Origin of the sequence: Skermanella mucosa (assembly GCF_016765655.2) — a bacterium.
GTDB classification, from domain to species: Bacteria; Pseudomonadota; Alphaproteobacteria; order Azospirillales; family Azospirillaceae; genus Skermanella; species Skermanella mucosa.
This window is the reverse complement of the sequence record NZ_CP086106.1, coordinates 936,059-958,154: the sequence shown is the minus strand read 5'-3', so window position 1 is coordinate 958,154 and position 22,096 is coordinate 936,059. Positions and strand designations below refer to the sequence as shown.

At 70.0% G+C, this 22,096-nt stretch carries 22 protein-coding genes; 7 read left to right on the top strand and 15 right to left on the bottom strand.

Features of this window, described 5'->3' with window-relative positions; translation table 11 throughout:
- Positions 1-3 precede the first annotated feature (3 nt).
- Both hemF and JL100_RS04370 read left to right on the top strand, forming a co-directional pair.
- Positions 4-888 carry an oxygen-dependent coproporphyrinogen oxidase gene (gene hemF, locus JL100_RS04375; RefSeq protein WP_202681683.1) on the top strand — a complete coding sequence of 295 codons (885 nt, stop codon included), beginning with the start codon at positions 4-6 and terminating at the stop codon, positions 886-888.
- Positions 889-1,389, top strand: coding sequence for an REP-associated tyrosine transposase (locus JL100_RS04370; protein ID WP_202681684.1), 501 nt, complete (start codon positions 889-891; stop codon positions 1,387-1,389).
- Positions 1,390-1,495: 106 nt separating this feature from the next.
- Here JL100_RS04370 and JL100_RS04365 read toward each other — a convergent pair whose 3' ends face one another.
- The 5 genes from JL100_RS04365 to JL100_RS04345 are packed head-to-tail and all read right to left on the bottom strand — an operon-like array spanning position 1,496 to position 4,600.
- Positions 1,496-1,909 (bottom strand): hypothetical protein, encoded by a 414-nt coding sequence (locus JL100_RS04365; RefSeq protein WP_202681685.1) that lies wholly within the window; start codon positions 1,907-1,909, stop codon positions 1,496-1,498.
- Positions 1,910-1,932: 23 nt separating this feature from the next.
- Entirely contained in the window at positions 1,933-3,120 is a 1,188-nt protein-coding gene (locus tag JL100_RS04360) for a CCA tRNA nucleotidyltransferase (protein ID WP_228421068.1), read from the bottom strand.
- Between the two features lie 3 nt (positions 3,121-3,123).
- Entirely contained in the window at positions 3,124-3,426 is a 303-nt protein-coding gene (locus tag JL100_RS04355) for a DUF6111 family protein (RefSeq protein WP_202681686.1), read from the bottom strand.
- Positions 3,420-4,103 (bottom strand): CoA pyrophosphatase, encoded by a 684-nt coding sequence (locus tag JL100_RS04350; protein WP_202681687.1) that lies wholly within the window; start codon positions 4,101-4,103, stop codon positions 3,420-3,422. Before JL100_RS04350 ends, JL100_RS04355 begins: the two co-directional genes overlap by 7 nt.
- A complete protein-coding gene (locus tag JL100_RS04345; protein ID WP_202681688.1) occupies positions 4,043-4,600 on the bottom strand; it encodes a DUF1285 domain-containing protein in 558 nt (185 codons plus the stop codon). The genes JL100_RS04350 and JL100_RS04345 overlap by 61 nt, the downstream gene beginning before the upstream one ends.
- A 196-nt stretch (positions 4,601-4,796) precedes the next feature.
- On the opposite strand from JL100_RS04345, the gene JL100_RS04340 reads away from it, so the two are divergent.
- From JL100_RS04340 to JL100_RS04325, 4 genes are read left to right on the top strand one after another with little or no spacing between them, the layout of a single operon-like run.
- A complete protein-coding gene (locus JL100_RS04340; RefSeq protein ID WP_202681822.1) occupies positions 4,797-5,804 on the top strand; it encodes an AAA family ATPase in 1,008 nt (335 codons plus the stop codon).
- Between the two features lie 6 nt (positions 5,805-5,810).
- Positions 5,811-6,722 carry a DUF58 domain-containing protein gene (locus tag JL100_RS04335; RefSeq protein ID WP_228421067.1) on the top strand — a complete coding sequence of 304 codons (912 nt, stop codon included), beginning with the start codon at positions 5,811-5,813 and terminating at the stop codon, positions 6,720-6,722.
- Between the two features lie 4 nt (positions 6,723-6,726).
- A complete protein-coding gene (locus tag JL100_RS04330) occupies positions 6,727-9,474 on the top strand; it encodes a DUF4159 domain-containing protein (RefSeq protein ID WP_202681689.1) in 2,748 nt (915 codons plus the stop codon).
- Positions 9,471-11,567 carry a hypothetical protein gene (locus tag JL100_RS04325; RefSeq protein WP_202681690.1) on the top strand — a complete coding sequence of 699 codons (2,097 nt, stop codon included), beginning with the start codon at positions 9,471-9,473 and terminating at the stop codon, positions 11,565-11,567. Before JL100_RS04330 ends, JL100_RS04325 begins: the two co-directional genes overlap by 4 nt.
- On the opposite strand, the gene JL100_RS04320 is transcribed toward JL100_RS04325, so the two are convergent.
- Positions 11,535-11,843: a hypothetical protein gene (locus JL100_RS04320; RefSeq protein WP_202681691.1), complete on the bottom strand. Its 309-nt coding sequence runs from the start codon at positions 11,841-11,843 to the stop codon at positions 11,535-11,537. The two genes, JL100_RS04325 and JL100_RS04320, sit on opposite strands and share 33 nt — an antisense overlap.
- A gap of 138 nt (positions 11,844-11,981) precedes the next feature.
- On the opposite strand from JL100_RS04320, the gene JL100_RS04315 reads away from it, so the two are divergent.
- Positions 11,982-12,500 (top strand): TspO/MBR family protein, encoded by a 519-nt coding sequence (locus JL100_RS04315; RefSeq protein WP_228421066.1) that lies wholly within the window; start codon positions 11,982-11,984, stop codon positions 12,498-12,500.
- A 231-nt stretch (positions 12,501-12,731) separates the two neighbouring features.
- Here JL100_RS04315 and JL100_RS04310 read toward each other — a convergent pair whose 3' ends face one another.
- The 9 genes from JL100_RS04310 to dctP all read right to left on the bottom strand — a co-directional run bounded on the left by JL100_RS04310 (position 12,732) and on the right by dctP (position 22,036).
- Positions 12,732-14,186 (bottom strand): FHA domain-containing protein, encoded by a 1,455-nt coding sequence (locus JL100_RS04310; protein ID WP_202681692.1) that lies wholly within the window; start codon positions 14,184-14,186, stop codon positions 12,732-12,734.
- Between the two features lie 81 nt (positions 14,187-14,267).
- Positions 14,268-14,921 (bottom strand): nickel pincer cofactor biosynthesis protein LarB, encoded by a 654-nt coding sequence (gene larB, locus JL100_RS04305; protein ID WP_202681693.1) that lies wholly within the window; start codon positions 14,919-14,921, stop codon positions 14,268-14,270.
- Positions 14,918-15,709, bottom strand: a complete 792-nt coding sequence (locus JL100_RS04300; RefSeq protein WP_202681694.1) for an adenine nucleotide alpha-hydrolase family protein — start codon at positions 15,707-15,709, stop codon at positions 14,918-14,920. Before JL100_RS04300 ends, larB begins: the two co-directional genes overlap by 4 nt.
- A complete protein-coding gene (gene larC / locus JL100_RS04295; protein WP_202681695.1) occupies positions 15,706-16,878 on the bottom strand; it encodes a nickel pincer cofactor biosynthesis protein LarC in 1,173 nt (390 codons plus the stop codon). Before larC ends, JL100_RS04300 begins: the two co-directional genes overlap by 4 nt.
- Positions 16,875-18,173, bottom strand: coding sequence for a nickel-dependent lactate racemase family protein (locus tag JL100_RS04290; RefSeq protein ID WP_202681696.1), 1,299 nt, complete (start codon positions 18,171-18,173; stop codon positions 16,875-16,877). Before JL100_RS04290 ends, larC begins: the two co-directional genes overlap by 4 nt.
- A gap of 96 nt (positions 18,174-18,269) precedes the next feature.
- Entirely contained in the window at positions 18,270-19,055 is a 786-nt protein-coding gene (locus JL100_RS04285) for an enoyl-CoA hydratase-related protein (RefSeq protein ID WP_202681697.1), read from the bottom strand.
- Positions 19,055-20,365, bottom strand: coding sequence for a TRAP transporter large permease (locus JL100_RS04280; RefSeq protein WP_202681698.1), 1,311 nt, complete (start codon positions 20,363-20,365; stop codon positions 19,055-19,057). The genes JL100_RS04285 and JL100_RS04280 overlap by 1 nt, the downstream gene beginning before the upstream one ends.
- Positions 20,362-20,931 (bottom strand): TRAP transporter small permease subunit, encoded by a 570-nt coding sequence (locus tag JL100_RS04275; RefSeq protein ID WP_202681699.1) that lies wholly within the window; start codon positions 20,929-20,931, stop codon positions 20,362-20,364. Before JL100_RS04275 ends, JL100_RS04280 begins: the two co-directional genes overlap by 4 nt.
- Before the next feature lie 76 nt (positions 20,932-21,007).
- On the bottom strand, positions 21,008-22,036 hold the full coding sequence (gene dctP, locus JL100_RS04270) for a TRAP transporter substrate-binding protein DctP (RefSeq protein WP_202681700.1): 1,029 nt from the start codon (positions 22,034-22,036) through the stop codon (positions 21,008-21,010).
- Positions 22,037-22,096: the final 60 nt, after the last annotated feature.

The following is a 22,096-nucleotide window of genomic DNA, read 5'->3' as shown; positions in this document are numbered from 1 at the left end:
GGAATGAACGACACGAAGGACCGCACGGTCCCGACCGAGGAGCACAAGGCCCGTGCCGCCGCCTGGTTCGCCGAGCTGCGCGACCGGATCTGCGCCGCGTTCGAGGCGCTGGAGGACGAGCTGACCGGCACCCATTCGGACATGCCGGCCGGCCGGTTCGAGCGCAAGGCCTGGGACAGGCCTGACGCCGAGGGGTCGCACGGCGGGGGCGGCGTGATGTCGATCATGCGCGGCCGGGTGTTCGAGAAGGTCGGCGTGAACATCTCGACCGTCCACGGTACCTTCAGCCCCGAGTTCCGCAAGAACATGCCGGGCGCGGCGGACGACGGAAGGTTCTGGGCCGCCGGGATCAGCCTTGTCGCCCACATGCGCTCGCCGCTGGTCCCGGCGGTCCACATGAACACGCGCCACATCGTCACCAGCCTCGGCTGGTTCGGCGGCGGCGCCGACCTGACGCCCATGTTCCCGGCCGAGCAGGACGCCGCCGATTTCCACGCGGCGCTGAAGCGGGCCTGCGACGCCCATGGAACGGACTATTACGAGCGCTTCAAGGAATGGTGCGACCGCTACTTCTTCCTGCCGCACCGGAACGAGCCGCGCGGCATCGGCGGCATCTTCTACGACAACCTGGATTCCGGGAACTGGGAGGCCGATTTCGCCTTCACCCGCGATGTCGGACTGGGCTTCCTGGACGTCTATCCCCGGATCGTCCGCCGGCACATGAACGACCCCTGGACGCCCGAGCAGCGCGACCACCAGCTGGTCCGGCGCGGCCGCTACGTGGAATTCAACCTGCTCTACGACCGCGGCACGACCTTCGGCCTGAAGACCGGCGGCAACGTGGAGGCGATCCTGATGTCCATGCCGCCGGAGGTGAAGTGGCCGTAGATGCGATATCGACGGGATCAAACGCCTGGAGCGTCCTATTTCTTCACGGTGGTGACGCGCGGGCGGCATCCGGTATTCTGTGCCGACCCTCAAGTCAACATACTTCGCGAGGTATTCCGCGAGGTGCGGAGCGAGCGGCCGTTCTCCATAGATGCCATCGTCGTCCTGCCGGAGCACATTCACGCCCTCTGGAAGCTGCCGGAGGGCGATACGGACTATTCGACGCGATGGCAGATGATCAAGGCGCGTTTCAGTCGCCGGGACGGAGGCACCGCATGGCAAAAGCGCTTCTGGGAACATCGCATCAGGGATGACGAGGACCACGCCCGACATATCGACTATATCCACTGGAACCCAGTCAGGCACGGCCTCGTGACGGCACCGGGAGAATGGCCGTGGTCCAGTTTTCGTAAGTACCAGCAGCGCGGATACTATGGCCATGACTGGCGTCCGAAGGTCGAACCTGTCTTGCCGTTCGGAGCCGGCCAATCGGATATTTGATCTCCCGGACATCAATTGACCGGGAGACTCCGTAGGTCGGGTAGAGCGAAGCGGCACCCGACATCCACGCGCCGGCTTTGTCGGGTGCCGCTTCGCTCTACCCGACCTACGATTGTATATCCCTGTAGTTGCGCAGCCAGCCGAACAGGATGGGGGCGGCCAATTCGAGGAGGAGGACGAAGGGCCAGGGCTCGCCGCGCCAGAAGGCGTAGTTGGCCAGCAGGTTGGGCCAGCTCACGCCCATCACGGCGCGGGCGATCGTCAGTTCCAGCGTGACCGAGGCGGCGAGCCAGAGCACGCCGGCCAGGATCGCGCGGAGGAGCCAGCCGGGACCGGCGGTCAGGCGCGCGTGCAGCCAAGCCACCGCCAGGATCAGGACGGCGGTCGAGGCGATCCGGTAGGTGAAGGCGTTGACGCCGCCGATGCGGTCGGCCAGCACGGCGATGGAAAAGGCGGCGTTGCCGAAGACCAGCGCTATCAGGACGGCGGCCAGGACGACGGTGACGATCAGGGCGCGCATCGCTTTGGTCCCCTTCCCCGGATTCACCGCCGGGCGCGCAGTTCGGCCAGGCATTCATCGCGGCCGGGGCGATAGTCCCGATCTTCCCACCAGCGCTCCAGGTCGCGCAAGAGCTGTCCGACCAGCTTGCCCCGCGGAATGCCCAGGTCAAGCAGGTCTCGCCCCTGGAGCGGGAAGCGGGGGTCCTCCCAGGCGCCGATCGCCCGCTCCACCTCGGCCATGCGGTCCGGAGCGTGCAGCAGGGCGATGTCGCGGACCTTGCAGGGACCCAGCCGGTACAGCGCGTGGCGGAGATTGGCGGAGGCCGGGTCCACCGGGGGCGCGGCCAGCAGCGCCAGCCGGTCGGCGTCGGCGTTGGAAAGCCGCAGCCGCTCCGCGACCTCCAGGGCGCCGGCGCGGTCCACGTCCAGCAGGGCGGCCAAGCGCAGCACGGGGTCGGACCGGTCCGGCGCCATGCCGAGCAGCAGGCCGAGCCGGTCGAGCGCGGTCGCCCGCGGCAGCAGGTGCGCCATGATCCCCAGTTCGGCCATGAGGCGCAGCACCGGCAGCGGGTCGGCAGCCCCCAGCAGCCGGAACAGCTCGCCCTGGACCCGCTCGCCCGACAGGCGGGGCAGCAGCGGCGCCAGGTCGGCGCAGGCATGGAGCGCCGCCGGCTCCGGCGGGGTGCGGCCGTAATGGGCCTGGAAACGGAAGAAGCGGAGCAGGCGCAGCACGTCCTCGGTGATGCGGGCGCGGGGATCGCCGACGAAGCGGACATGGCCGTCCAGCGCGTCGCGGACGCCGCCGAAGGGGTCGTACAGCGTGCCGTCGATCGCGCAGAACAGCGCGTTCATGGTGAAGTCCCGGCGCGACGCGTCGATCATCCAGTCGTCGGTGAAAGCCACGCGGGCATGGCGGCCAAACGTTTCGACATCGTGACGAAGCGTCGTGATCTCGTAATGGGCACCGTCCGCCACGGCGGTCACGGTGCCGTGCGCAAGCCCGGTCGGGATCGCGCGGAGGCCGGCGGACTCCAGCAGCCGCATGACCCGTTCCGGTTCCGCATCGGTCGCGACGTCGATGTCCTTGACGGGCCGCCGGAGCAGGGAGTCGCGGACGCAGCCGCCGACGAAGCGGGCCTTGGCGCCGTCCGCCGTGATCGCGTCGAACACCCGGGCGGTCCCGGGCGCCGCCATGGCCGGGGGCAGCTCGATCCTGCCGGCGGGCTCCACGGCTCAGCGCCCCGGCGCGGGAGCGGACGGGGTCGTGTCGCCCTCCACCACCCGTCCGTCGATCAGGCGGGCGGGGTGATACGTTGCCGTCGTGTCGGAACCGCCGGTCAGCGCCAGGGTCGTGAGCGAAAGGCCGGCCAGCGCGACCCCGCCGACCACCAGCGCGGTCCAGGGCGCCCCGGCCCACCACGGCAGCGCCGTGCCGCCGGACGCGACCGCCTTGCGGCGCTCGATCAGCATGTACCCCATGTAGATCAGGGTCGGCAGCATCAGCGGCAGCACGACCAGGAGCAGTTTCTTCAGCATCGCCCGTGCAGCACGTCGACCAGGTTGACCAGCATCCCGGCCGTCGCTCCCCAGATGTATCGGTGCTCGTAGGGAAACACGTAGAAGAACCGCTGGGTGCCCTGGAACTGTCGGGTTTCCTTGCGGGCGGCCCCCGGCTTCAGGAAGAAGTCCAGCGGCACCTCGAACACCTCGGCCACCTCGAACGGGTCCGGGTTCAGGATGAAGGGCGGACGGACGAAGCCCACGACCGGCGTGATCTCGAAACCGGTGCGGGTCACGTAGGTGTCCAGCCGCCCGGCCACCTCCACCCGCTCGGGCGCCAGCCCGATCTCCTCCGAGGTCTCGCGCAGCGCGCAGGCGAGCGCGTCCTGGTCGGTCGGCTCCATCCCGCCGCCGGGAAAGCTGATCTGTCCGGCGTGGGCCGCCAGATGGGCGGTGCGCTGGGTGAAGATGATCGTCATCCCGTCCGGCCGCTCGACCAGCGGGACCAGCACCGCCGCGTGGCGAAGCTGGGCCGGGGCGCCGGTGCCGGGATTGAGGTCGTGATCGCCCCTGACGTTGAGGGTGCGGCTTGGGTTGGCCGCGAACCGCGGGATCAGCCCCCTGATCCGCTCCTTGGTGAAGTCGCCGACGGTCAGCCCCCCATCGCCCTGTTCATCGGCCGCCCCAGAGGAAAGAATGTGCCCATGCTCCATATTCCGACCTGAACTTCCTCTCCGTCCTCGCGCGTCTCGGCACGCTCCACCAGATCGTAGAAGACCGCCCGCGTAATCCTGGCTTCCAGATTGTCACGCACCAGGATATAGGGTCTCGGCTCGCCGGTTCCATCATCCTCCTCAACCCTGATCGGATGATCCGGCCCGGCGGTCACCTCGGCGTCCAGGTTGGTGCGGAAGATCAACCGCTGGGATGCGCCCTCCCCGCTGACGGTCAACCCGACCGCGGTGAACGGCACCTCGTCCACTTGTATCCTGCCCCGTTCCGCCGGAGTAACCAACCAGTAATCGCCCGCCTCGTCTCGGCGGAGCACGGTCGAGAACAGCCTGGACAGTTCCAGCCGACGGATCGGCGATCCATGATAATACCAAGTGCCGTCGCGATCGATGCGAATCGGATAACCCTGGTCCGGTCTCAGGTCATCGGGCCTGAACAGGCCGGACGGCAGGCCCGGCGTCGGAATCGAACTGGTCATAGGCTTGCTTTCCCCCTTGTGAAGCCGAATTTCCTGTTAATATCGGAACCCGGGTACGCAATTTCGCCATACTGCTAATCTAGGTCCGATACCCGGAATACGAACGGGCGTCGCGCCACACGGGTTTCGGGCCGGGTTTCCGGGGCCGGTTGTCTTGAGAGCACAGGAGATCCCTGATTTGACCGCTACCGATGCAATGCGCCACGGGTCTGCCGGGATCGAGAATCCGGCCCAGCTGCTGGCCGAAGTCGAGACGCTGGGCGGCCGCCTGTCCATGGTGCGGGACCGGATCGGCCGCGTCATCTTCGGCCAGCAGGACGTCGTCGACCTGACCCTGATCACCCTGCTCGCGGGCGGGCACGTCCTGCTGATCGGCGTCCCCGGCCTCGCCAAGACCCGCCTGGTCGAGACGCTGGGCATCGTGCTGGGGCTCGACGACAAGCGCGTGCAATGTACCCCGGACCTGATGCCGGCCGACATCCTGGGGTCCGAGGTGCTGGAGGAAGACGAGACCGGCCGCCGGTCGTTCCGCTTCATCCCCGGTCCGGTGTTCTGCCAGCTCCTGATGGCGGACGAGATCAACCGCGCCAGCCCGCGGACCCAGTCTGCCCTGCTCCAGGCGATGCAGGAGCGCCGGGTTTCGGTCGCCGGCCACTATCATCCCCTGCCCCAGCCGTTCCACGTCCTGGCGACCCAGAACCCGTTGGAGCAGGAAGGCACGTATCCCCTGCCGGAAGCGCAGCTCGACCGCTTCCTGATGCAGGTGGACGTCACATATCCCGACTACGACGCCGAGCGGCGCATGCTGATCGCCACCACCGGGACGGAGGACGAGGCCGCGGTCGCCGTCCTGAACCCGGCGGACCTGATGGCGGCCCAGCGGCTGGTCCGCCGCATCCCGGTCGGCGAAAGCGTGGTCGAGGGCATCCTGGGGCTGGTCCGTTCCGGCCGGCCGGAAACCAGTGAGCTGGAGGAGATCCGCAACCACGTGGCCTGGGGGCCGGGACCGCGCGCCAGCCAGGCGCTGATGCTGGCGGCCCGCGCCCGCGCGGTGCTCGACGGACGGCTGGCGCCCTCGCTCGACGACGTGCTGGCCCTGGCCAAGCCGGTGCTGAAGCACCGCATGGCGCTCAATTTCGCGGCGCGTGCCGACGGCATCACGCTCGACGACGTGATCGACCGCCTCTGCGCCCCGCTGCGGTAGCCGGAGATGGCGCGCGACAGGATGGGCAAGCCCGACCTCGCGGCGACCGCGTTGCGGGCGCAGCACAGGTCGGAAGCGCTGGCGTCGCGGCTGCCGCCCCTGCTGGTGGCGGCCGAGCGGGTCGCATCCACCGTCGCCCAGGGCGTCCACGGCCGGCGGCGGGTCGGCACCGGCGAGACCTTCTGGCAGTACCGCCGGTACGAGGTCGGCGACAGCGCCCTGATGATCGACTGGCGCCAGTCGGGCAAATCGCAGCCGGTCTTCGTGCGCGAGAACGAGTGGGAGGCGGCGCAGAGCGTCTGGCTCTGGACCGACGCCTCGTCGTCCATGGACTACCGCTCCTCCCCCGGCCTGCCGACCAAGAAGGAGCGCGCCGAACTGCTGCTGCTGGCGCTCGCCGTCCTGCTGGTGCGCGGCGGCGAACGGTTCGCCCTGCTGGGATCGGGCCTGCCGCCCTCGGGCAACAAGGTGACGCTCAACCGCCTTGCCATGACCCTAGTCGAGGGCCAGTTGCCCAGGGACGGGCTGCCCGTGGTGCCGCTCCTGCCCCGCCACGCCCAGGCCGTCCTGATCGGCGACCTGCTGTCGCCCCTGGCGGAAATCCAGCGGACCGTGGCGTCGTTCAGCGGCCGCGGCGTGCGCGGCCACCTGGTCCAGGTGCTCGACCCGGCGGAAGAGACGCTGCCGTTCGCCGGCCGGATCGAGTTCGAGGGCATGGAGGGCGAGGAGGAATTGCTGATCCCGCGGGTCGAGGCGGTCCGCCAGACCTATCTGGAACGGCTGGAGGCCCACCGCGACGGGTTGGCCGCCCTGGCCCGCGCCGCCGGATGGAGTTTCGCGACGCACCGGACCGACAGGCCGCCGCAGACGGCGCTCCTTGCACTTCACGGGGCGATCGCCCTAGCACTGAAGAGCTGAACATATGCTGGGACTGGGACCGATAGCCTTCGCCGCACCCTGGATACTCGGTGCCCTGATCGTCCTTCCGGTCCTGTGGTGGCTGCTGCGCCTGACGCCTCCCAGCCCCCGGATCGTGCAATTCCCGGCGATCCGCCTGCTGCGCGACCTGGTGGCGCGGGAGGAGACCCCCGCACGCACGCCGCTCTGGCTGCTGATCATGCGGATGGTGCTGGCGGCGCTGGTGATCCTGGCGCTCGCCCAGCCGCTGCTGAACCCGCGCGCCGGGCTGCCGGGAAGCGGCCCGATCATCCTGGTGGTGGACAACGGCTGGGGTGCCGCCCGCGACTGGCAGGCGCGCCAGCGCACCATGGCCGATCTGGTCGACCAGGCGGAGCGGAACGGCCGCGACCTGATCGTGGTGGCGACCGCGCCGTCCGCCTCCGGCGAGAAGCCGCAGCCCAGCACCCTGCTCCGGCCGGCGGACGCCCGGCGGCTGACCCAGTCGCTGGCTCCCCGGCCCTGGCCGACCGACCGGGCCTCCGTGCTGGAAGCGCTTCGCGGCCTTCAGGTGGCGGGCTCCGCCCACACCGTCTGGCTGTCGGACGGGCTGGCCGACGCGGCGGCCTTGCCGCTGGCCCAGAGGCTCCAGCAACTGGGCGGGGCCGAGGTGCTGATGAACGGCGCCGACCGCCTGCCCAACCTGCTGCTGCCGCCCAGCGTCGAGGGCAACGACCTGGTGGCCCGGGTGCGGCGGGCCGACACGACCCTGCCGTCCCCCGTCACCATCCGCGCGACCGCCGCCGACGGGCGGCTGCTGGCGCGCCAGGAAGCGACCTTCGCGCCCGGTTCGGACAGCCTGGAGGTCCCGCTCTCCCTCCCCGTGGAGCTGCGCAACGAGGTGACCCGGCTGGCGATCGAGGGAGAGGCGACCGCCGGGGCGACCGTCCTGCTGGACGAGCGCTGGCGCCGCCGCCCGGTCGGCCTGGTGTCCGGACGGCCGGAGGGCGAGAACCAGCCGCTGCTGAGCGATCTCTATTACCTGGAGCGGGCGCTCGCCCCGTTCAGCGAGATCCGCCGGGGCAGCGTCCTGGACCTGATGGGCCGCGACCTGTCGGTGCTGATCCTGGCCGACATCGGCGCCCTGACCGAGACCGAGGCGCAGGCCGTCGAATCCTGGGTGGAGCGCGGCGGGGTGCTGGTCCGCTTCGCCGGGCCGCGTCTCGCCCAGCATACCGACCAGCTGGTGCCGGTGCGCCTCCGCCTGGGCGACAGGACGCTGGGCGGCGCGCTGTCCTGGTCGGAGCCGGCGCGGCTGGCGCCCTTCCCGCCCGCCAGTCCCTTCGCCGGCCTGCCCGTTCCGCCCGACGTCGTCGTGGACCGCCAGGTCCTGGCCGAGCCGTCCATCGACCTCGCCGAGAAGACCTGGGCAAGGCTGGCCGACGGCACCCCGCTGGTCACCGCGGAGGAGCGCGAGGAGGGGCGGATCGTGCTGGTCCACACCACGGCCAATTCCGACTGGTCGAACCTGGCGCTGTCCGGCCTGTTCGTGGACATGCTGCGGCGGGTGACGGCGCTGAGCGAAGGCGTGTCCGGCGACGTCCAGGCGGCGACCTTCGCGCCGATCGAGGTGCTCGACGGGCTGGGCCAGCTGATCCCGCCGCCGGCCACGGTGTTCCCGATCGCCGGCGACGCGTTCCGGCCCGAAACCCTGGGTCCCCGGCATCCGCCCGGCTTCTACGGCACGGAGGAGGCGCGCCGGGCGCTCAACCTGACCTCGCTGGTGACCGCGGTCGAACCCCTGCGCCGGCTGCCCGCCGGCGTCGCCCAGGGCACCTATGCGGCGCGCGGCGAGATCGACCTGAAACCCTGGCTGCTGGGAGCCGCGATGGCGCTGGCGATCATCGACCTGTTCGTGGCGCTGGTGCTGCGCGGGCTGCTCGGCAACATCCGTTTCGGCCGCCGGCGCCGCGCCGCGGCGGCCGCATCGGCGGTCCTGCTGGCCGCGGGGCTGCTTGCCGCGGGGCCGGGGCCGGCGCGCGCGTCGGACGAGTTCGCGGTCAAGGCCAGCGGCGAGACCTACCTGGCCTATGTGGTGACCGGCGACCGGGTGGTGGACGACACCACCCGGGCCGGGCTGGAAGGGCTGAGCGAGATCCTGAACCGCCGCACCGCGGTAGAGACCGCCGGCGCCATGGCGGTGAACCTGGAGCAGGACGAGCTCGCCTTCTTCCCGCTGATCTACTGGGCGATCTCGCCGTCGCAGCCCGACCTCAGCGATTCGGCACGGCTCCGGCTGAACGAGTTCCTGCGCAACGGCGGCACCATCCTGTTCGACACCCGCGACCGGCAGTACGGCCCGGGCTCCGCGCTGACCGGCGGCGGGCCAGGCGCCCAGCGGCTGCGCCAGCTGGTGGACGGGCTGGACGTGCCGGCGCTGGCGCCGGTCCCGCCCGAGCACGTGCTGACCAAGGCCTTCTACCTGCTCCAGGATTTCCCCGGCCGGTTCGGCGGCGGCGACGTCTGGGTCGAGGCCCAGGAGGGCCGGCACAATGACGGCGTGTCGTCGGTGATCATCGGTTCCGCCGACTGGGCCGGCGCCTGGGCGGTGGACGAGGCCGGCCGGCCGCTGAACGCCGTCGTGCCGGGCGGCGAGCGCCAGCGCGAGATGGCCTACCGTTTCGGCGTCAACCTGATGATGTACGCCCTGACCGGCAATTATAAGGCCGATCAGGTCCATGTGCCCGCCATACTGGAAAGGCTCGGCCAATGATGGGTGGCGGCACCGCCATTGACTTCTCCCCGCTGCTGCCCTGGGCGGTGCTGATCCCGCTGTTCGTGCTGGCGGCGGCCGGCATCGCCGTGGCGGCGTTCCGGCGCGCCCGCGGCACGGCGTGGCGGACGCTGGGCCTCGCGGCCCTGGCGGTGGCGCTGCTGAACCCGGCGCTGGTCCAGGAGGACCGGGAGCCGATCCGGGACGTCGCCGTCCTGGTGGTGGACGAATCGCCCAGCCAGAACATCGGCGAGCGCCGCGCCCGCACCGAACGCGCGCTGGCCGACCTCCAGGAGCGGCTGTCGCGCTTCCCCGACCTGGAGGTGCGGGTGGTCCGCACCGGCGGCGCCGAGGGCGGCGTCGGCGGCGCGATCGAGGAGACGCGGCTGTTCGAGGTGCTCGACAACGCCATGGCCGACCTGCCCCGCCGGCGCATGGCCGGCGCCGTCTTCATCACCGACGGCCAGGTCCACGACGTTCCGGGCGGCGGCAAGGGGCTGGAGGGCCTGGGTCCGATCCACACCTTGCTGACGGGAGAGCGCGACGAGGCGGACCGCCGGCTGGCCGTGGTCCGGGCGCCCAGCTTCGGCCTGGTCGGCAAGGAAGTCACCGTGACCGTGCGGGTCGAGGACATGCCGGGCAGCCAGTCGCCCGACGCCGTCGTCAACGTGCGCCAGGACGGCGGCGCCCCGCGCCCGTTCCGGGTGCCGGTCGGCCGCGACGTGCCGCTGGAGTTCACCCTGGACCATGGCGGCCAGAACGTCCTGGAGATGGAGGTGGCCGCCGCCCCCCAGGAACTGACCCTGGCCAACAACCGGGCCGCCGTGGTGATCAGCGGCGTGCGCGACCGGCTGCGGGTGCTGCTGGTGTCGGGCGAGCCCCACGCGGGGGAGCGGACCTGGCGCAACCTGCTGAAGGCGGACCCCGGCGTCGATCTGGTCCATTTCACGATCCTGCGCCCGCCGGAGAAGCAGGACGGCACGCCGATCCGCGAGCTGTCGCTGATCGCCTTCCCGATCCGGGAACTGTTCGAGATCAAGCTGGACGAGTTCGACCTGATCATCTTCGACCGCTACCGGCGGCGCGGCGTGCTGCCCCAGCTCTATCTCAGCAACATCGCGAGCTATGTGGAGAACGGCGGCGCCCTGCTCGAAGCGGGGGGACCGACCTTCTCCACCGCCATGAGCCTGTTCCGCACGCCCCTGGGCGCCGTGCTGCCCGGCGAGCCGACGGGCGAGGTGATCGAGCGGCCGTTCAAGCCGACCGTGACCGAGCTGGGCCGACGCCATCCCGTCACCGCCGGCCTGCCCGGCGACGTGCCGGCCGGCGCGCCGCAGGGACAGGAGCCGAGCTGGGGCCGGTGGTTCCGCCAGACCGACGTGACGCCGCTCCAGGGCAGCGTCGTGATGGAAGGCGCCGACAGCCGTCCCCTGATGATCCTGAACCGAGTCGGCGAAGGCCGGGTCGCCCAGATCGCCAGCGACCAGATCTGGCTGTGGTCCCGCGGCTACGAGGGCGGCGGCCCGCAGGCCGAACTGCTCCGGCGGCTCGCCCACTGGCTCATGAAGGAGCCGGAGCTGGAGGAGAACGACCTGCGCGCCAAGGTCGAGGGCAACCGCATCACCATCGAGCGCCGCAGCCTGGAGCCCGACCCGCGGTCGGTCGAGCTGACCAGCCCGTCGGACCAGGTGCGCGGGGTCGATCTGGTCGAGGACGGCAACGGCCTCGCGACCGCCGCGGTGCTGGCCACCGAGCCCGGCATCTACCGCGTCAGCGACGGCGAGCGTACCGCCCTGGCCGTGGTCGGCGCCGTCAACCCGCCGGAACTGGCCGATGTCCGCACCACCGGGGACCCCATGGCTCCCGCGGCGCAGGCCAGCGGCGGCGGCATCCACTGGCTGGCCGACGGCGAGGTGGACGTGCGGCGCACCCGGCCCGACCGCGACCAGACCGGCAACAACTGGATCGGGCTGCGGGCCAACGGCGACTACGTGGTGACCGGCGTCAGCGAGGCGTCGCTGCTTCCCGCGGGGCTGGTCGTCCTACTGGTGGTCGGCGCCCTACTGGCCGCTTGGCGTCGCGAGGGGCGATAGGCTGACCTCGGTCCCCGATGGCTGGCCGGTCCCGTCCTCCCCGGCCAACCGGGGCGGTTCGGCGTCGTGACGGGAGGGCCGGTCCGCCTCATCCCATTCCCGGTCGGCCTCGTCCCGCCACGCGCCGGCGTACCAATCGTCGATGGTGATGCCGGCCGGCGTGGGAAGCGGGCCGGCCCGGTCCGGCAGCGGCCCGAACAGGACGACGCAGAGCATGGCTGCCGCCCAGATGGCAAGGCCTGCGAGCCATGCGCCGATGATGTCTTCCGGCTTCATGGTGGTGGTCCAGGGTTGCGATGTCGAGGATCGAACCAGACATTTGCCGCCGCTGTCCCCGCGACAAGGCTCCCTTGGGGGGAGTACCGGAATAGAGGACCCTTGACCGGCGCCGCTCCGCGTCCGATGTCACGCACCATGATGACCCAGTCCACCATCGCCGCCCCTGGCCGGGCGGGCAGCCGGAGCCGGTCCCTGATCGGACTCGCGGCGTTCGTGATCCTCGTCGCGGTCGCTTCGGCGACGGCATCCTCGGTGACCCTGCCGCAGATCGGCGGTTGGTACGCCGGCTTGCAGAAACCCTGGTTCAATCCGCCGGACTGGCTGTTCGGGCCGGTCTGGACGGTGCTCTACGGCATGATGGCGGTCGCCGGCTGGCTGGTCTGGCGGGACCGCGGCCTGGCCGGGGCGCGCGGGCCGCTGCTGCTGTTCGGGCTCCAGCTCGGGCTGAACATCCTGTGGTCGCTGATCTTCTTCGGCATGCAGCAGCCCGGCCTGGCCTTCGCGGAGATATCGGCGCTCTGGATCGCGGTGGCCGCCACGATGGTGGCGTTCTGGCGCGTACGTCCGCTGGCGGGCTGGCTGTTCGTGCCGTACCTGCTGTGGGTCAGCTACGCGGCGGTGCTGAACGCCTCGGTGTGGCTGCTGAACCCGTGAGGCTTGGTGCACTCGATTGCCGGAAAAGATATTTGCTTCAAAGCGTTGGCCCGTGCATCCGGCCTGCCTTGTTCGAAGCCGGCATGGAACGAAGGAAATCGGCCACAGATGACGGCGATATCCTCAGATGATCCGGTCCGTATCTTTGTCCATCGCCGTAATCTGTGGCAAGAACCTGAAGTACGCTTGCGTCGCCCCCGCTGGAGCGGTTCAACCCGGTCGGAAACCGCTCTAACGCAGCAGCGCTCTCGGCGCTTCGGCCGGCAGGGACGAGATCTTGTACATCAGCTGGTCGGCTAGGTCGCGCGGGATGCCGGCGCGGCGCAGCCGGCCGCCGAGTTCGCGGCGAATGTCCTCCGCCGGGACGTGGGCGGGCGCCAGGTCGCGGGCGCTGCGCAGGCGGGAGAAGATGCGCGACAGGCTGCCGAACAGGAAGACGCCCTTCTGGCGCCCCAGTTCGGTCTCCGCCAAGTCCAGCAGGAAGCCGATCTGGGCGCCGGGTCCCTTGAGGCTGCCGCAGAGCTGCTGGACCGCCGTTTCGAACGGCAGGTCGGCTTCCCCGGAACGCAGCGCCGTCTTCGCCCGGCGGAGGAGCGCCTGGCTCATGTTCGGACCGCCGCGGAAGCCGCTGAAGCAGGCGAGTCCGGCGACGATCCGGCGCAAGGCGGCGGCATCGGCCCACGGTCCTTCCTTCGTCAGGGGATGGCTGCCGTTCAGCCCGGTCGCGACGCGGCGCAGCAGGGCGGCCTCGACCTCCGGCAGGTGCCAGCGCGCCAGGGCGTTGCTCAGGTCCATCAGCACCGGCGTGAACGGGTGGCGGTCGTCGAGCCGGCCGTTCAGCGTGGCGAGCAGGCTGCCGAGTGCGGAGCCCAGATCCGGCGAGTAGCCGATCAGCACCTTGATCGGGTCGCGGCCGTCGATCGTCTCCGCCAGGACCTGATCGACCCAGGCGATGCCCGCGGCGTCGCCGTCGTCCTCCTCCAGCACCTGGATCAGCGCGCGGGTCTTGGTGCCCCAGTCGCGATGCCCCTCCAGCAGGCGGGCGAAGGCGTAGCTGACGACGCGGTCGCATTCGGCCGGCGCGCAGGTCGATGCCACCTGCTCCTGCAACGCGCCCAAACCTTTCTGGATCAGCAGCTTGCCATATCCGGACAGGCTGTCGGAGGTCTGGGCGAGCTGCTTCAGGCGGAGCCACAGGGCCCCCAGTTCCCGCTCACGCTCGGCGGCGACCGTCGCGACTTCCCTGGACTGGACCCGGGCGAGCCGCGAGATCCCCGAATTGAGCAGCATGCCCTCCCGCTCGATCGTGCGGAGCGCCAGGTAGTCGTGCAGCGTCTCGCACGGGATCGCGATCTGGCGGTCGGCATAGCGGCGGGTCAGGCGCAGCAGGGTCATGCGGCTGGGGTGGCCGTAGACGTCCAGCACGTCGGTGCAGAAATAGGCGTCCTCGATCGCCGTGATGCCGACGACCCCGGTCCCGCCGGCCTGCGACGCCCGCTCGAAAACGACGGTCTGGGTATGCTTGGCGACCTGGACGACCTGGACCCGGGTGAATTTCGCGAGGCTGAGCAGGTAGGTCGCCCGTTCGACCGCCTCGTGTTCCGTCTCGAAGATGCCGTCGATGCTCGCATGGCCGGCCTGCTCGGCGACCACCTCGTACCGGGCATGCTTCTTCCAGGAGAACATCGCTGCGGGGCGTCCTTTCCGCTCTCTGGCAACTACTCCTTTATCGCATCATATGGCATGCCGAACAAACGACAATTCGTCTCATATTTTATTCATTATTTTCACAGCCGCCGCCGCAGCTCCGAAGCCGTTGTCGATATTGACGGTCAGGACGCCCGGCGCGCAGGACGCGAGCGCCGTGTGCAGCGCGACCGTACCGCCCGCAGCGACGCCGTAGCCGACGGAGGTGGGAACGGCGATCACCGGAGCGTCGACCAGCCCGGCGAGCACGCTGAACAGCGCGCCTTCCATGCCGGCCGTCGCGATCACGACGCGCCAGCCGCGGATCTCCTCCAGCCGGCGCATCAGGCGCCACAGGCCGGCGACGCCGACATCGGCGATCACCGGGGCCGAGAAACCCAGGAACTCCAGCGACCGGGCGGCCTCGCGGGCGACCGGCAGGTCGGAGGTTCCCGCGGCGACGATTCCGATGCCGTCCCGCGCGGCCCCCGCCGGCGGCAGGGACCCGCACCATGCCGTGCGGGAGAGGGAGTCGTAATCGAGCATGGCGCGGCATTCCGGCGCCAAGGCCTCGAAGGCGGCGGGCTCCAGCCGGGTGAACAGCAAGCGGCGGCCGGCCATGGCCGCCTCCTTCAGGATCGCCTCGACCTGTGCCACCGATTTCGAGGCGCACAGGACCGCTTCCGGCACGCCGGTGCGCCGTTCCCGCTCCCAGTCGATCACGAAGTCGCTCATGGTGTGTTCCGCAGGAAGGCGGAGCCCCGGCGGTAGGGGCGCACGCCGCCGAAGGTGCGGCCGGTGCGGGCGCACAGGTCCGAGACCAGGCGCCCGGCGGCCTCGCCGGCGGCTTCGGGGTCGTCCAGTTCCAGGGCGACGCCGGCATGGGTGATCCGGCAGCGGACGCTGGACCCGGCCGGGACCAAGGCCGCGACGGCGGTCTCGACCTGATCGATGAAGCCCAGGTCGTCGGCGTCGATGGCGATGCCGGTCTCGACCCGGCTGGACAGGCAGGGCTGGGCCGGCAGTTCCGCGAGATCGTCCAGGCCGTGGAGCCGGGCGAGCGCCCGCACCGTCGCCTTGTCGATGCCGGCTTCCACGAAGGGATGCACGACGCCCCGCTGGGACGCCGCCTTGAGCCCGGGCCGGAAATCGCCCAGGTCGTCCAGGTTTGTGCCGGAGGCGACCGTCCCTTCGGTGACCGAGCGGATGCGGTCGTACAGGTTCGATTTGCAGAAGAAGCAGCGGTTCACAGGGTTGGCGCGGTAGCGCGGGTCGGCGAACTCCCCCGCGTCGGCGACGGCGAGGTCCCAGCCCTCCCGCCCGGCATGGTCGCGAACGCGCGCCGTGGCATGGGACGGGACGGCCGGGGAGACCGCGTGCAGCATGGAAACGCGCCCGCGGGAGAACCGGTGCGCCACGAAGGCCAGCGTCATGCTGTCCACCCCGCCGGAAACCGCGATCACCAGTTCGTCATGACGGTCGAGCGCCGCGACGAGGCGGGCCTGGGCTTCCTGCGCGCTCATCGACCAGACTCCGCTTCGGCCTTGCACGCCCGCCGGGCGGCGAGGCCGTCGATCCCGGCGAGGTCGTCGCTCTCCGCCTTGGCGGTGGTCGCGCCGCCGGGCCGCTCCACCCGCTTGACCCGGACCGTCTCGCCGGAGGACACGCGGGACAGGACCGTCCGCCGCTCCGTCCGCCAGCGCAGCCCGATGGTGGAGGTCTCCAGCAGGCAACGTTCCCGGACGGGGGCCAGGGCGTCGGGGCGCACCAGCAGGCGGAACCCGGTGAGCGGGCGGCCCTTCTTGCCGGCCAGGGGCGCCAGCGCCAGGTCGAGCACGCCGTCCAGCGCGCGGAGCCGGTCGGCGGCGACGCCGATCTCCTCGCCCGTCATGTCGTCCACGTCGAAGCTGAGCACCGCCACCTCCTGCCCGATATTCCGGCTTTCCGCGGCGGCCGTGTCGAACACCAGGGCCCGCAGGATGTTGGGCATGCCCGGCAGTTCCCGCGTGCCGGCCCCGCTCCCGGTCGCCTTCAGCCGCCCGCCGGGACGGCCGGGACCCTTCACCAGGTGGCGCAGGATGGCGGCGCCGGTCGGGGTGACCCGTTCGCCGGACACGCCGTCGTCGCGCCAGTCGAACCCTTCCAGGAGGCGCGCGGTCGCCGGGGCCGGTACCGGCAGCATTCCGTGGGCAGCGCGGACCCGCCCGCCGCCCAGCGGCAGGTCGGAAACGCTCCAGGTGGACTCGAGCGCCGCGGCGACCGAGCCGGCCGCGACCACGTCCATCAGGCTGTCCCAATCGCCGATCTCGTGGAAATGGACCTGCTCGACCGGAACGCCGTGGATCGCCGCTTCGGCTTCCGCCAGAAGGGTCAGGATCGCGACCGCGTGGCCGGCGGTTCCCTCGGACAGGCGGGCCTCCCGGATCAGCCCGGCCATGTGCCGGTAGCTGCCGTAGCCTTCATGGTGGTCATGGCCGCCGTCCCGTCCGCCCTCCAGGCCGAAGCGCAGCACCGAGATCCCGGCGCTGGCTCCGGTCGAGAACACGGGCGTTCCGGCCCGGGGCGGCAGGACGGCGGCGGCGTCATCGAGCACCCGGTCCCGCAGCACCGGCACCGCATCGACCAGGGCAGCCACGAACATGTCGCCGGCGATGCCCCCGACGGCGTCCAGGTGGATGTGGCGGAGGGTCATGCCGCCTCGACGACGGGGACGACGTAGGGTCCTTCCGGGATCACCGCGACGCGGCTGTCGCCGTGGCGCCGGATGCTCTCGGCGACCGCTTCGTCCAGGTCGCCGATCACCTCGACCGCGGTGATCCGCCGCTCCTCCTCGTCGAGGCCGGAGGTGTAGAGCTGGACCCGGCCGATCCGCATGGGCTTCAGCTGCATCTCGGTCTGCCACTCGTCCACCTCGGCCAGGGACTTGGCGGTCAGGGTGGCGAGGAACCGCTCCGGCCCGAGCTCGACCAGACGCTCCTGGGCGGCGCGGAACTCCTTGGAGCCCATGCCTTCGGAGCATTCCGACGCGATGATCAGGGTGCCGCCCGGCTCCAGGATGTCGAGCGGCGTCACCATGCCCTTGACCGTCTGGTAATAGGTCTTGTCCAGCGGGTAGCCCGCCGAGGAGGTGACGACGGTCTTGAAGCGCTGGGGCAGCCTGATCCGGGTCACGTCCTGGATGAAGCCGACGGCGGCAAGGTGGCTGGCGATGATCTCGCCGAAGGTGACGTGGACGAGATCGCGATCCTCGTCGATCACCGTGTTGAGCGCGTAGATCTCGCCGATCATGCGGACGATCTCCAGCTGCTCCTCGTGCAGGGGGTTGCCGACCAGGTTGCACTGGACCGCCAGCGGGTCCTCCATGAACCGGGCGGAATGGAAAGTCCGGATCGTCTCGTGCCCGGCGACGCCGGGCGCCACCACCTTGCGGCCGCCCGACCAGCCGGCCATGAAATGCGGCTCGACCAGCCCGGTCGCGATCCGCAGGTCGGCGTCCAGGAAGCGGCGGTCGATACGGACCGGCGTGTTCCGGGTGGCGGTGCGGCCGAGGTCCGCATGGTCCTCGTCGCGCATGGCGAAGTGGTTCTCGACGCGGACATTCTCCAGCACCCAGGGGTCGCCGACCAGCTCGGCCAGCTCGGCGCCCTCGTTGGGCCGGTGCAGGCCGGTCGCGACCAGCACGGTGATGCGGTCCTTGGGGATGCCGGCCTCGGCCAGGGTCTGGATCATCGGTCGGAGGAACAGGCGGTTGGGCACCGGCCGGGTGATGTCGCAGATCAGGATGCAGGCGCTGCCCCGGCCCTTGGCCAGCTCCGCGAGCGGCGCCGAATCCACGGGGTTCGCGAAGGCGGCCCGGACCGCGCCGTCCTGGTCGGCCAGCTTCGGCAGGGTGGCCTTCCGGATCACCGTCACCTCGGCCTCTTCGGGCAGACCCACGGTCAGGTGACCCCGGCCGAAGGCGATATCGACGGTCTTGAACGGCTGCATGGCCATCTCCTCAGCGGAACGTTGGTCGCGTCATTCTGAAGGAGATAACAGGTTCGGGAAACAATCAGTTATGCCGACCACCCCTGCGCCGGACCGTCACCGTCCCTCGAAGACCGGCTTGACCTTTTGCAGGAACGCCCGGTAGCCGATCCGGTAGTCCTCGGTATCGGCGAAATCGTAGGACCGGGCGCGCTCCTCGGCGGTGACGGGCGACGGATCGCGCAGCAGGCGCAGGAACTGGGCCTTGGTGCTCCGGTGCGCCTTGGGCGACCCGGCGGCGACCCGGCGGGCGGTCGCCAGCGCCTCCTCCTCCAGCCGCTCCGCCGGGACGACCCGCTCGACCAGCCCCTTGGACAGGGCCTCCTGCGCGTCGTAGATCCGGCCCTCCAGCAGGAGTTCGGCCGCGATGCCCCGGCCATGGAGCCTGAACAGCAGTTCGGTCTCGCCGAACGCCAGGGGAAAGCCCATGCGGCTGATCGGGATTCCGAGCTTCGCGTCGTCGGCGGCGATCCGGATGTCGCAGCAGGTCGCGATCTCCAGACCGCCGCCCATGCAGGTGCCCCGGATCATGGCGACCGTCGGGATGCCGCACTCCAGCAGGGAGGCCAGCCCCGGGCCGACATAGCGCTCGTGGTAGCGGGTCACCTGCTCGCGGTCGGACCGCTCGTGCTCGAACTCGCTGATGTCGGCGCCCGAGGCGAAGGCCTCCTCTCCGGCACCGCGCAGGACCAGGCAGCGGTGCCCACCCTCGCGGTCGATCCCGCGGACCAGCTCGCCCAGCGCCGCCCACATGCCGACGGTCAGCGCGTTGCGGCGGGGCGGGTTGTCGATGACGACGAACCCGATCCCGTCGCGGCTCTCGAAGCGGATGGTCCCCGCCATCAGGGGCCGAACATCTGGTTGGGCAGCCACAGGGCGATGCCGGGAACGAAGCAGAGCAGCACCATGAACCCCATCATGATCAGGACGAAGGGAACCGATCCCCACAGCACGGTCATCAGCGGCACCTGAGGCGCCACGTTCCGCAGGATGTACAGGTTGAGCCCGACCGGCGGCGTGATCAGGCCGATCTCCAGGTTGATCGTCATCAGCACGCCGAACCAGATCATGTCGAAATTGTTGGCCTCCAGCACCGGCTGGAGGATCGGCATGGTCATCAGGATCAGCGCGACCGGCGGCAGGAAGCAGCCGGCCACCAGCAGGAAGACGTTGACCACCAGCAGCATGACCCAGCGGTTCAACTCCCAGCCGACCAGCATGTCGGCCATGGTCTGGGTCACGTAGAGCAGCGACATCATGTAGGAGAACAGGCCCGATGCCGCGATGATCAGCAGGATCATGCAGCTCTCGCGCACCGCGTTGCCGAAGATCGGCCACAGGTTCTCCCGGTTCACGATGCGGTAGACCAGCGCCACGTACAGGAACGCCAGCATGGCCGCCAGCGCCGCGATCTCGGACGGGGTCGCGTATCCGCCGTACAGCGCCACGATGATCAGCGCGATGATACCGAATAGGGGCGCCACCGTGCCCGAGGCGCGTATCTTCTCCTTGAGCGTATAATGGTCGCGCGGCTGGTCGACGTGCCGCTCGGCGAAGGCGGTGGCGGCCCAGGCGTAGACGCAGAAGACCACCACGAGAAGGACGCCCGGAACGACGCCGGCGACGAACAGCCGCCCGATCGAGGTCTCGGTCGCGACGCCGTACAGGATCATGGTGACCGACGGCGGGATCAGGATGCCCAGCGTCCCGCCCGCCGCGATCGCGCCGGTCGCGAGGCCCGCCGGGCAGCCGCGCTTCAGCATCTCCGGCACGCCGACCTTGCCGATCGCGGCGGCGGTCGCCGGGCTGGAGCCGGACAGCGCGGAGAACAGGCCGCAGGCGCCGATGTTGGCGATCACCAGCCCGCCCGGCACGCGGGCCAGCCATCGGTGAAGCGCCTCGTAGATGTCGGCGCCCGCCCGGGACGACCCGATCAGGGAGCCGAGCAGCACGAACATCGGCACCGCGAGCAGCGCGAAGCCGCTGATCTCGTCCAGGAAGGTGCGCGGCACGGCCGACAGGCTGCCCGGCCCGTCGAAGACGTAGAGGAAAGCGATCGAGACGACGGTCAGCCCGAACGCGATCGGGATTCCGGAAAACAGCACCAGGGTGGTGCAGACCAGGATGAGGGAGCCGATCTGGAGTTCGGTCATCGGGCGGAAACCCTCCGTTCATGTTCGTTCCGTCCGGGGGCAGGTTCCGGGATCGCCTCCATCCGCGGCAGGGGCGCCTTGGCCGGTGCCTCGTCCGAAGCGCTCCGGAAGATCTCCGCCAGATACTGGAGGGCGGTCAGGCCGAGGCCGATCGGCATCATGACGTAGAGCGGCCATTTGACCGGGCGCCACATGCTGGTGCTTCGCTCGTCGCTCGCGATCGCCTCGAGCGTGAGGTGCCAGCCGAGCCAGGCCATGTAGAGGCAGATGACGATCCCGACCACCGCGATCACGGCCTGGATCGCGCGGGCGCCGCGCGGCCCCATCATCCAGGGCAGGAAATCGACCGAGACATGCCCCCTGGTCATCAGCGTATAGGGCGACGCGAGGAAGGTCGCGGCGACGACCATGTAGATCGACGCCTCGATCTCCCAATAGCTGGAGTAACCTAACGTCCTGATCACGACCATGTAACAGACGATCACGACCGCCGATGCCAGCAGCACCGACGCCACGACGGCACATGATATCGACAGGCGGTCGATCAGCGCGATCACTGCACGCATCGACTGTCCTCCCCCGTTTGGCATTCGCGGGGGCCGGCTCGACGACCCCCGCATCTTTCTTTTCTTCGTTCTTACCTTACTGGGCGTTCTGGAGCGAGGTCTCGACCAGCCCGATCAGTTCCTTGCCGTTGGGGACTTCGGTTTCGAACTTCTTCCAGGCGGTCTCGCGCGCCAGGTCGACCCAGGCTTCGAACTCCGCGTCGGTCAGCGGCCTCACGTCGGCACCGGCCTCCTCGAACGCCTTCCGCATCTCGGCGTCCGCCTCCCGCTGGAGGCCGTTGAAGAACTCCTCGCTGACCGTGGCCGCCTCCTCGAACGCCTTCTGCTGGTCCGGCGTCAGGTTGTCCCAGGCCTGCTTGGACATGATCAGCGGCTGGAGCAGCATGAACAGGATGTTGTCGCCGCCGACCGTCGCGTTGCTGGTCTGCTCGTAGATCCGCATGCTGACGAAGCTTTCCGCCGAGGTCATGACGCCGTCGAGTACGCCGGTCTGGAGCGCCGAGTAGATCTCGGTGGAGGGCATGGACTGGACGGAGGCGCCGGCCGCCTGGAGGACCGTCTCGAAATAGGGATCGGCCGCGCGCATCTTGAGGCCGCTGACCGTATCCGGCCCCTGGATCTCCCGGTTCTTCGACGCGAAGCCTCCGGGCGTCCACCACCAGGTGACGATATGGACGCCGTTGGCGTGGGCGATCTCCTGGAGTCGCTTATGGTAGGCGGAGTCCTTCAGCTTGACCGCCTCGTCCAGGTTGCTGACCAGGCCGGGCATGATGGTGATGGAGAACTCCGGCACCTTGCCCACGGCGTAGACCAGCGGGTAGATCGCCATCTCCAGCGAATTGTTCTGGAGCGAGTCGAACTGGGCGACCGGGTTCTGGATCAGCGAGCGTCCGGGGAAGATCCGGAACTTCAGGTCGGGCGCCTTCTTGCCGACCTCCTCCACGAACACCCGGACGGCGCGGTCGCGGGCATCGGTCTGCGCCTTCCACTGGTGGGAAATCTTGAGGGTCTGGGCACCGGCCGCCGCGGCCGACAGGGTCAGAGCAGCACCCAGCGCTAATCCGGTCAGGAACCTGCCCGTCTTCCACATGCTTATATTTCCCATGAACGTCTCCTCCTCTTCTGATTGCATTCTTGTCCCGGGGATTTTCTCCCTCTTTTCATT

What these genes read in the sequence shown, in the direction of transcription:
- hemF (WP_202681683.1), top strand. Translation starts at nt 4, where the DNA reads ATGAACGACACGAAGGACCGCACGGTCCCGACCGAGGAGCACAAGGCC.
- larC (WP_202681695.1), bottom strand. Translation starts at nt 16,878, where the DNA reads ATGACCCTCCGCCACATCCACCTGGACGCCGTCGGGGGCATCGCCGGC.
- JL100_RS04290 (WP_202681696.1), bottom strand. Translation starts at nt 18,173, where the DNA reads ATGCAGCCGTTCAAGACCGTCGATATCGCCTTCGGCCGGGGTCACCTG.
- JL100_RS04345 (WP_202681688.1), bottom strand. Translation starts at nt 4,600, where the DNA reads ATGACCAGTTCGATTCCGACGCCGGGCCTGCCGTCCGGCCTGTTCAGG.
- JL100_RS04365 (WP_202681685.1), bottom strand. Translation starts at nt 1,909, where the DNA reads ATGCGCGCCCTGATCGTCACCGTCGTCCTGGCCGCCGTCCTGATAGCG.
- JL100_RS04355 (WP_202681686.1), bottom strand. Translation starts at nt 3,426, where the DNA reads ATGCTGAAGAAACTGCTCCTGGTCGTGCTGCCGCTGATGCTGCCGACC.
- dctP (WP_202681700.1), bottom strand. Translation starts at nt 22,036, where the DNA reads ATGGGAAATATAAGCATGTGGAAGACGGGCAGGTTCCTGACCGGATTA.
- JL100_RS04335 (WP_228421067.1), top strand. Translation starts at nt 5,811, where the DNA reads ATGGCGCGCGACAGGATGGGCAAGCCCGACCTCGCGGCGACCGCGTTG.
- JL100_RS04350 (WP_202681687.1), bottom strand. Translation starts at nt 4,103, where the DNA reads ATGGAGCATGGGCACATTCTTTCCTCTGGGGCGGCCGATGAACAGGGC.
- JL100_RS04310 (WP_202681692.1), bottom strand. Translation starts at nt 14,186, where the DNA reads ATGTTCTCCTGGAAGAAGCATGCCCGGTACGAGGTGGTCGCCGAGCAG.
- JL100_RS04370 (WP_202681684.1), top strand. Translation starts at nt 889, where the DNA reads ATGCGATATCGACGGGATCAAACGCCTGGAGCGTCCTATTTCTTCACG.
- JL100_RS04320 (WP_202681691.1), bottom strand. Translation starts at nt 11,843, where the DNA reads ATGAAGCCGGAAGACATCATCGGCGCATGGCTCGCAGGCCTTGCCATC.
- JL100_RS04340 (WP_202681822.1), top strand. Translation starts at nt 4,797, where the DNA reads ATGCGCCACGGGTCTGCCGGGATCGAGAATCCGGCCCAGCTGCTGGCC.
- larB (WP_202681693.1), bottom strand. Translation starts at nt 14,921, where the DNA reads ATGAGCGACTTCGTGATCGACTGGGAGCGGGAACGGCGCACCGGCGTG.
- JL100_RS04315 (WP_228421066.1), top strand. Translation starts at nt 11,982, where the DNA reads ATGATGACCCAGTCCACCATCGCCGCCCCTGGCCGGGCGGGCAGCCGG.
- JL100_RS04280 (WP_202681698.1), bottom strand. Translation starts at nt 20,365, where the DNA reads ATGACCGAACTCCAGATCGGCTCCCTCATCCTGGTCTGCACCACCCTG.
- JL100_RS04285 (WP_202681697.1), bottom strand. Translation starts at nt 19,055, where the DNA reads ATGGCGGGGACCATCCGCTTCGAGAGCCGCGACGGGATCGGGTTCGTC.
- JL100_RS04325 (WP_202681690.1), top strand. Translation starts at nt 9,471, where the DNA reads ATGATGGGTGGCGGCACCGCCATTGACTTCTCCCCGCTGCTGCCCTGG.
- JL100_RS04275 (WP_202681699.1), bottom strand. Translation starts at nt 20,931, where the DNA reads ATGCGTGCAGTGATCGCGCTGATCGACCGCCTGTCGATATCATGTGCC.
- JL100_RS04330 (WP_202681689.1), top strand. Translation starts at nt 6,727, where the DNA reads ATGCTGGGACTGGGACCGATAGCCTTCGCCGCACCCTGGATACTCGGT.
- JL100_RS04300 (WP_202681694.1), bottom strand. Translation starts at nt 15,709, where the DNA reads ATGAGCGCGCAGGAAGCCCAGGCCCGCCTCGTCGCGGCGCTCGACCGT.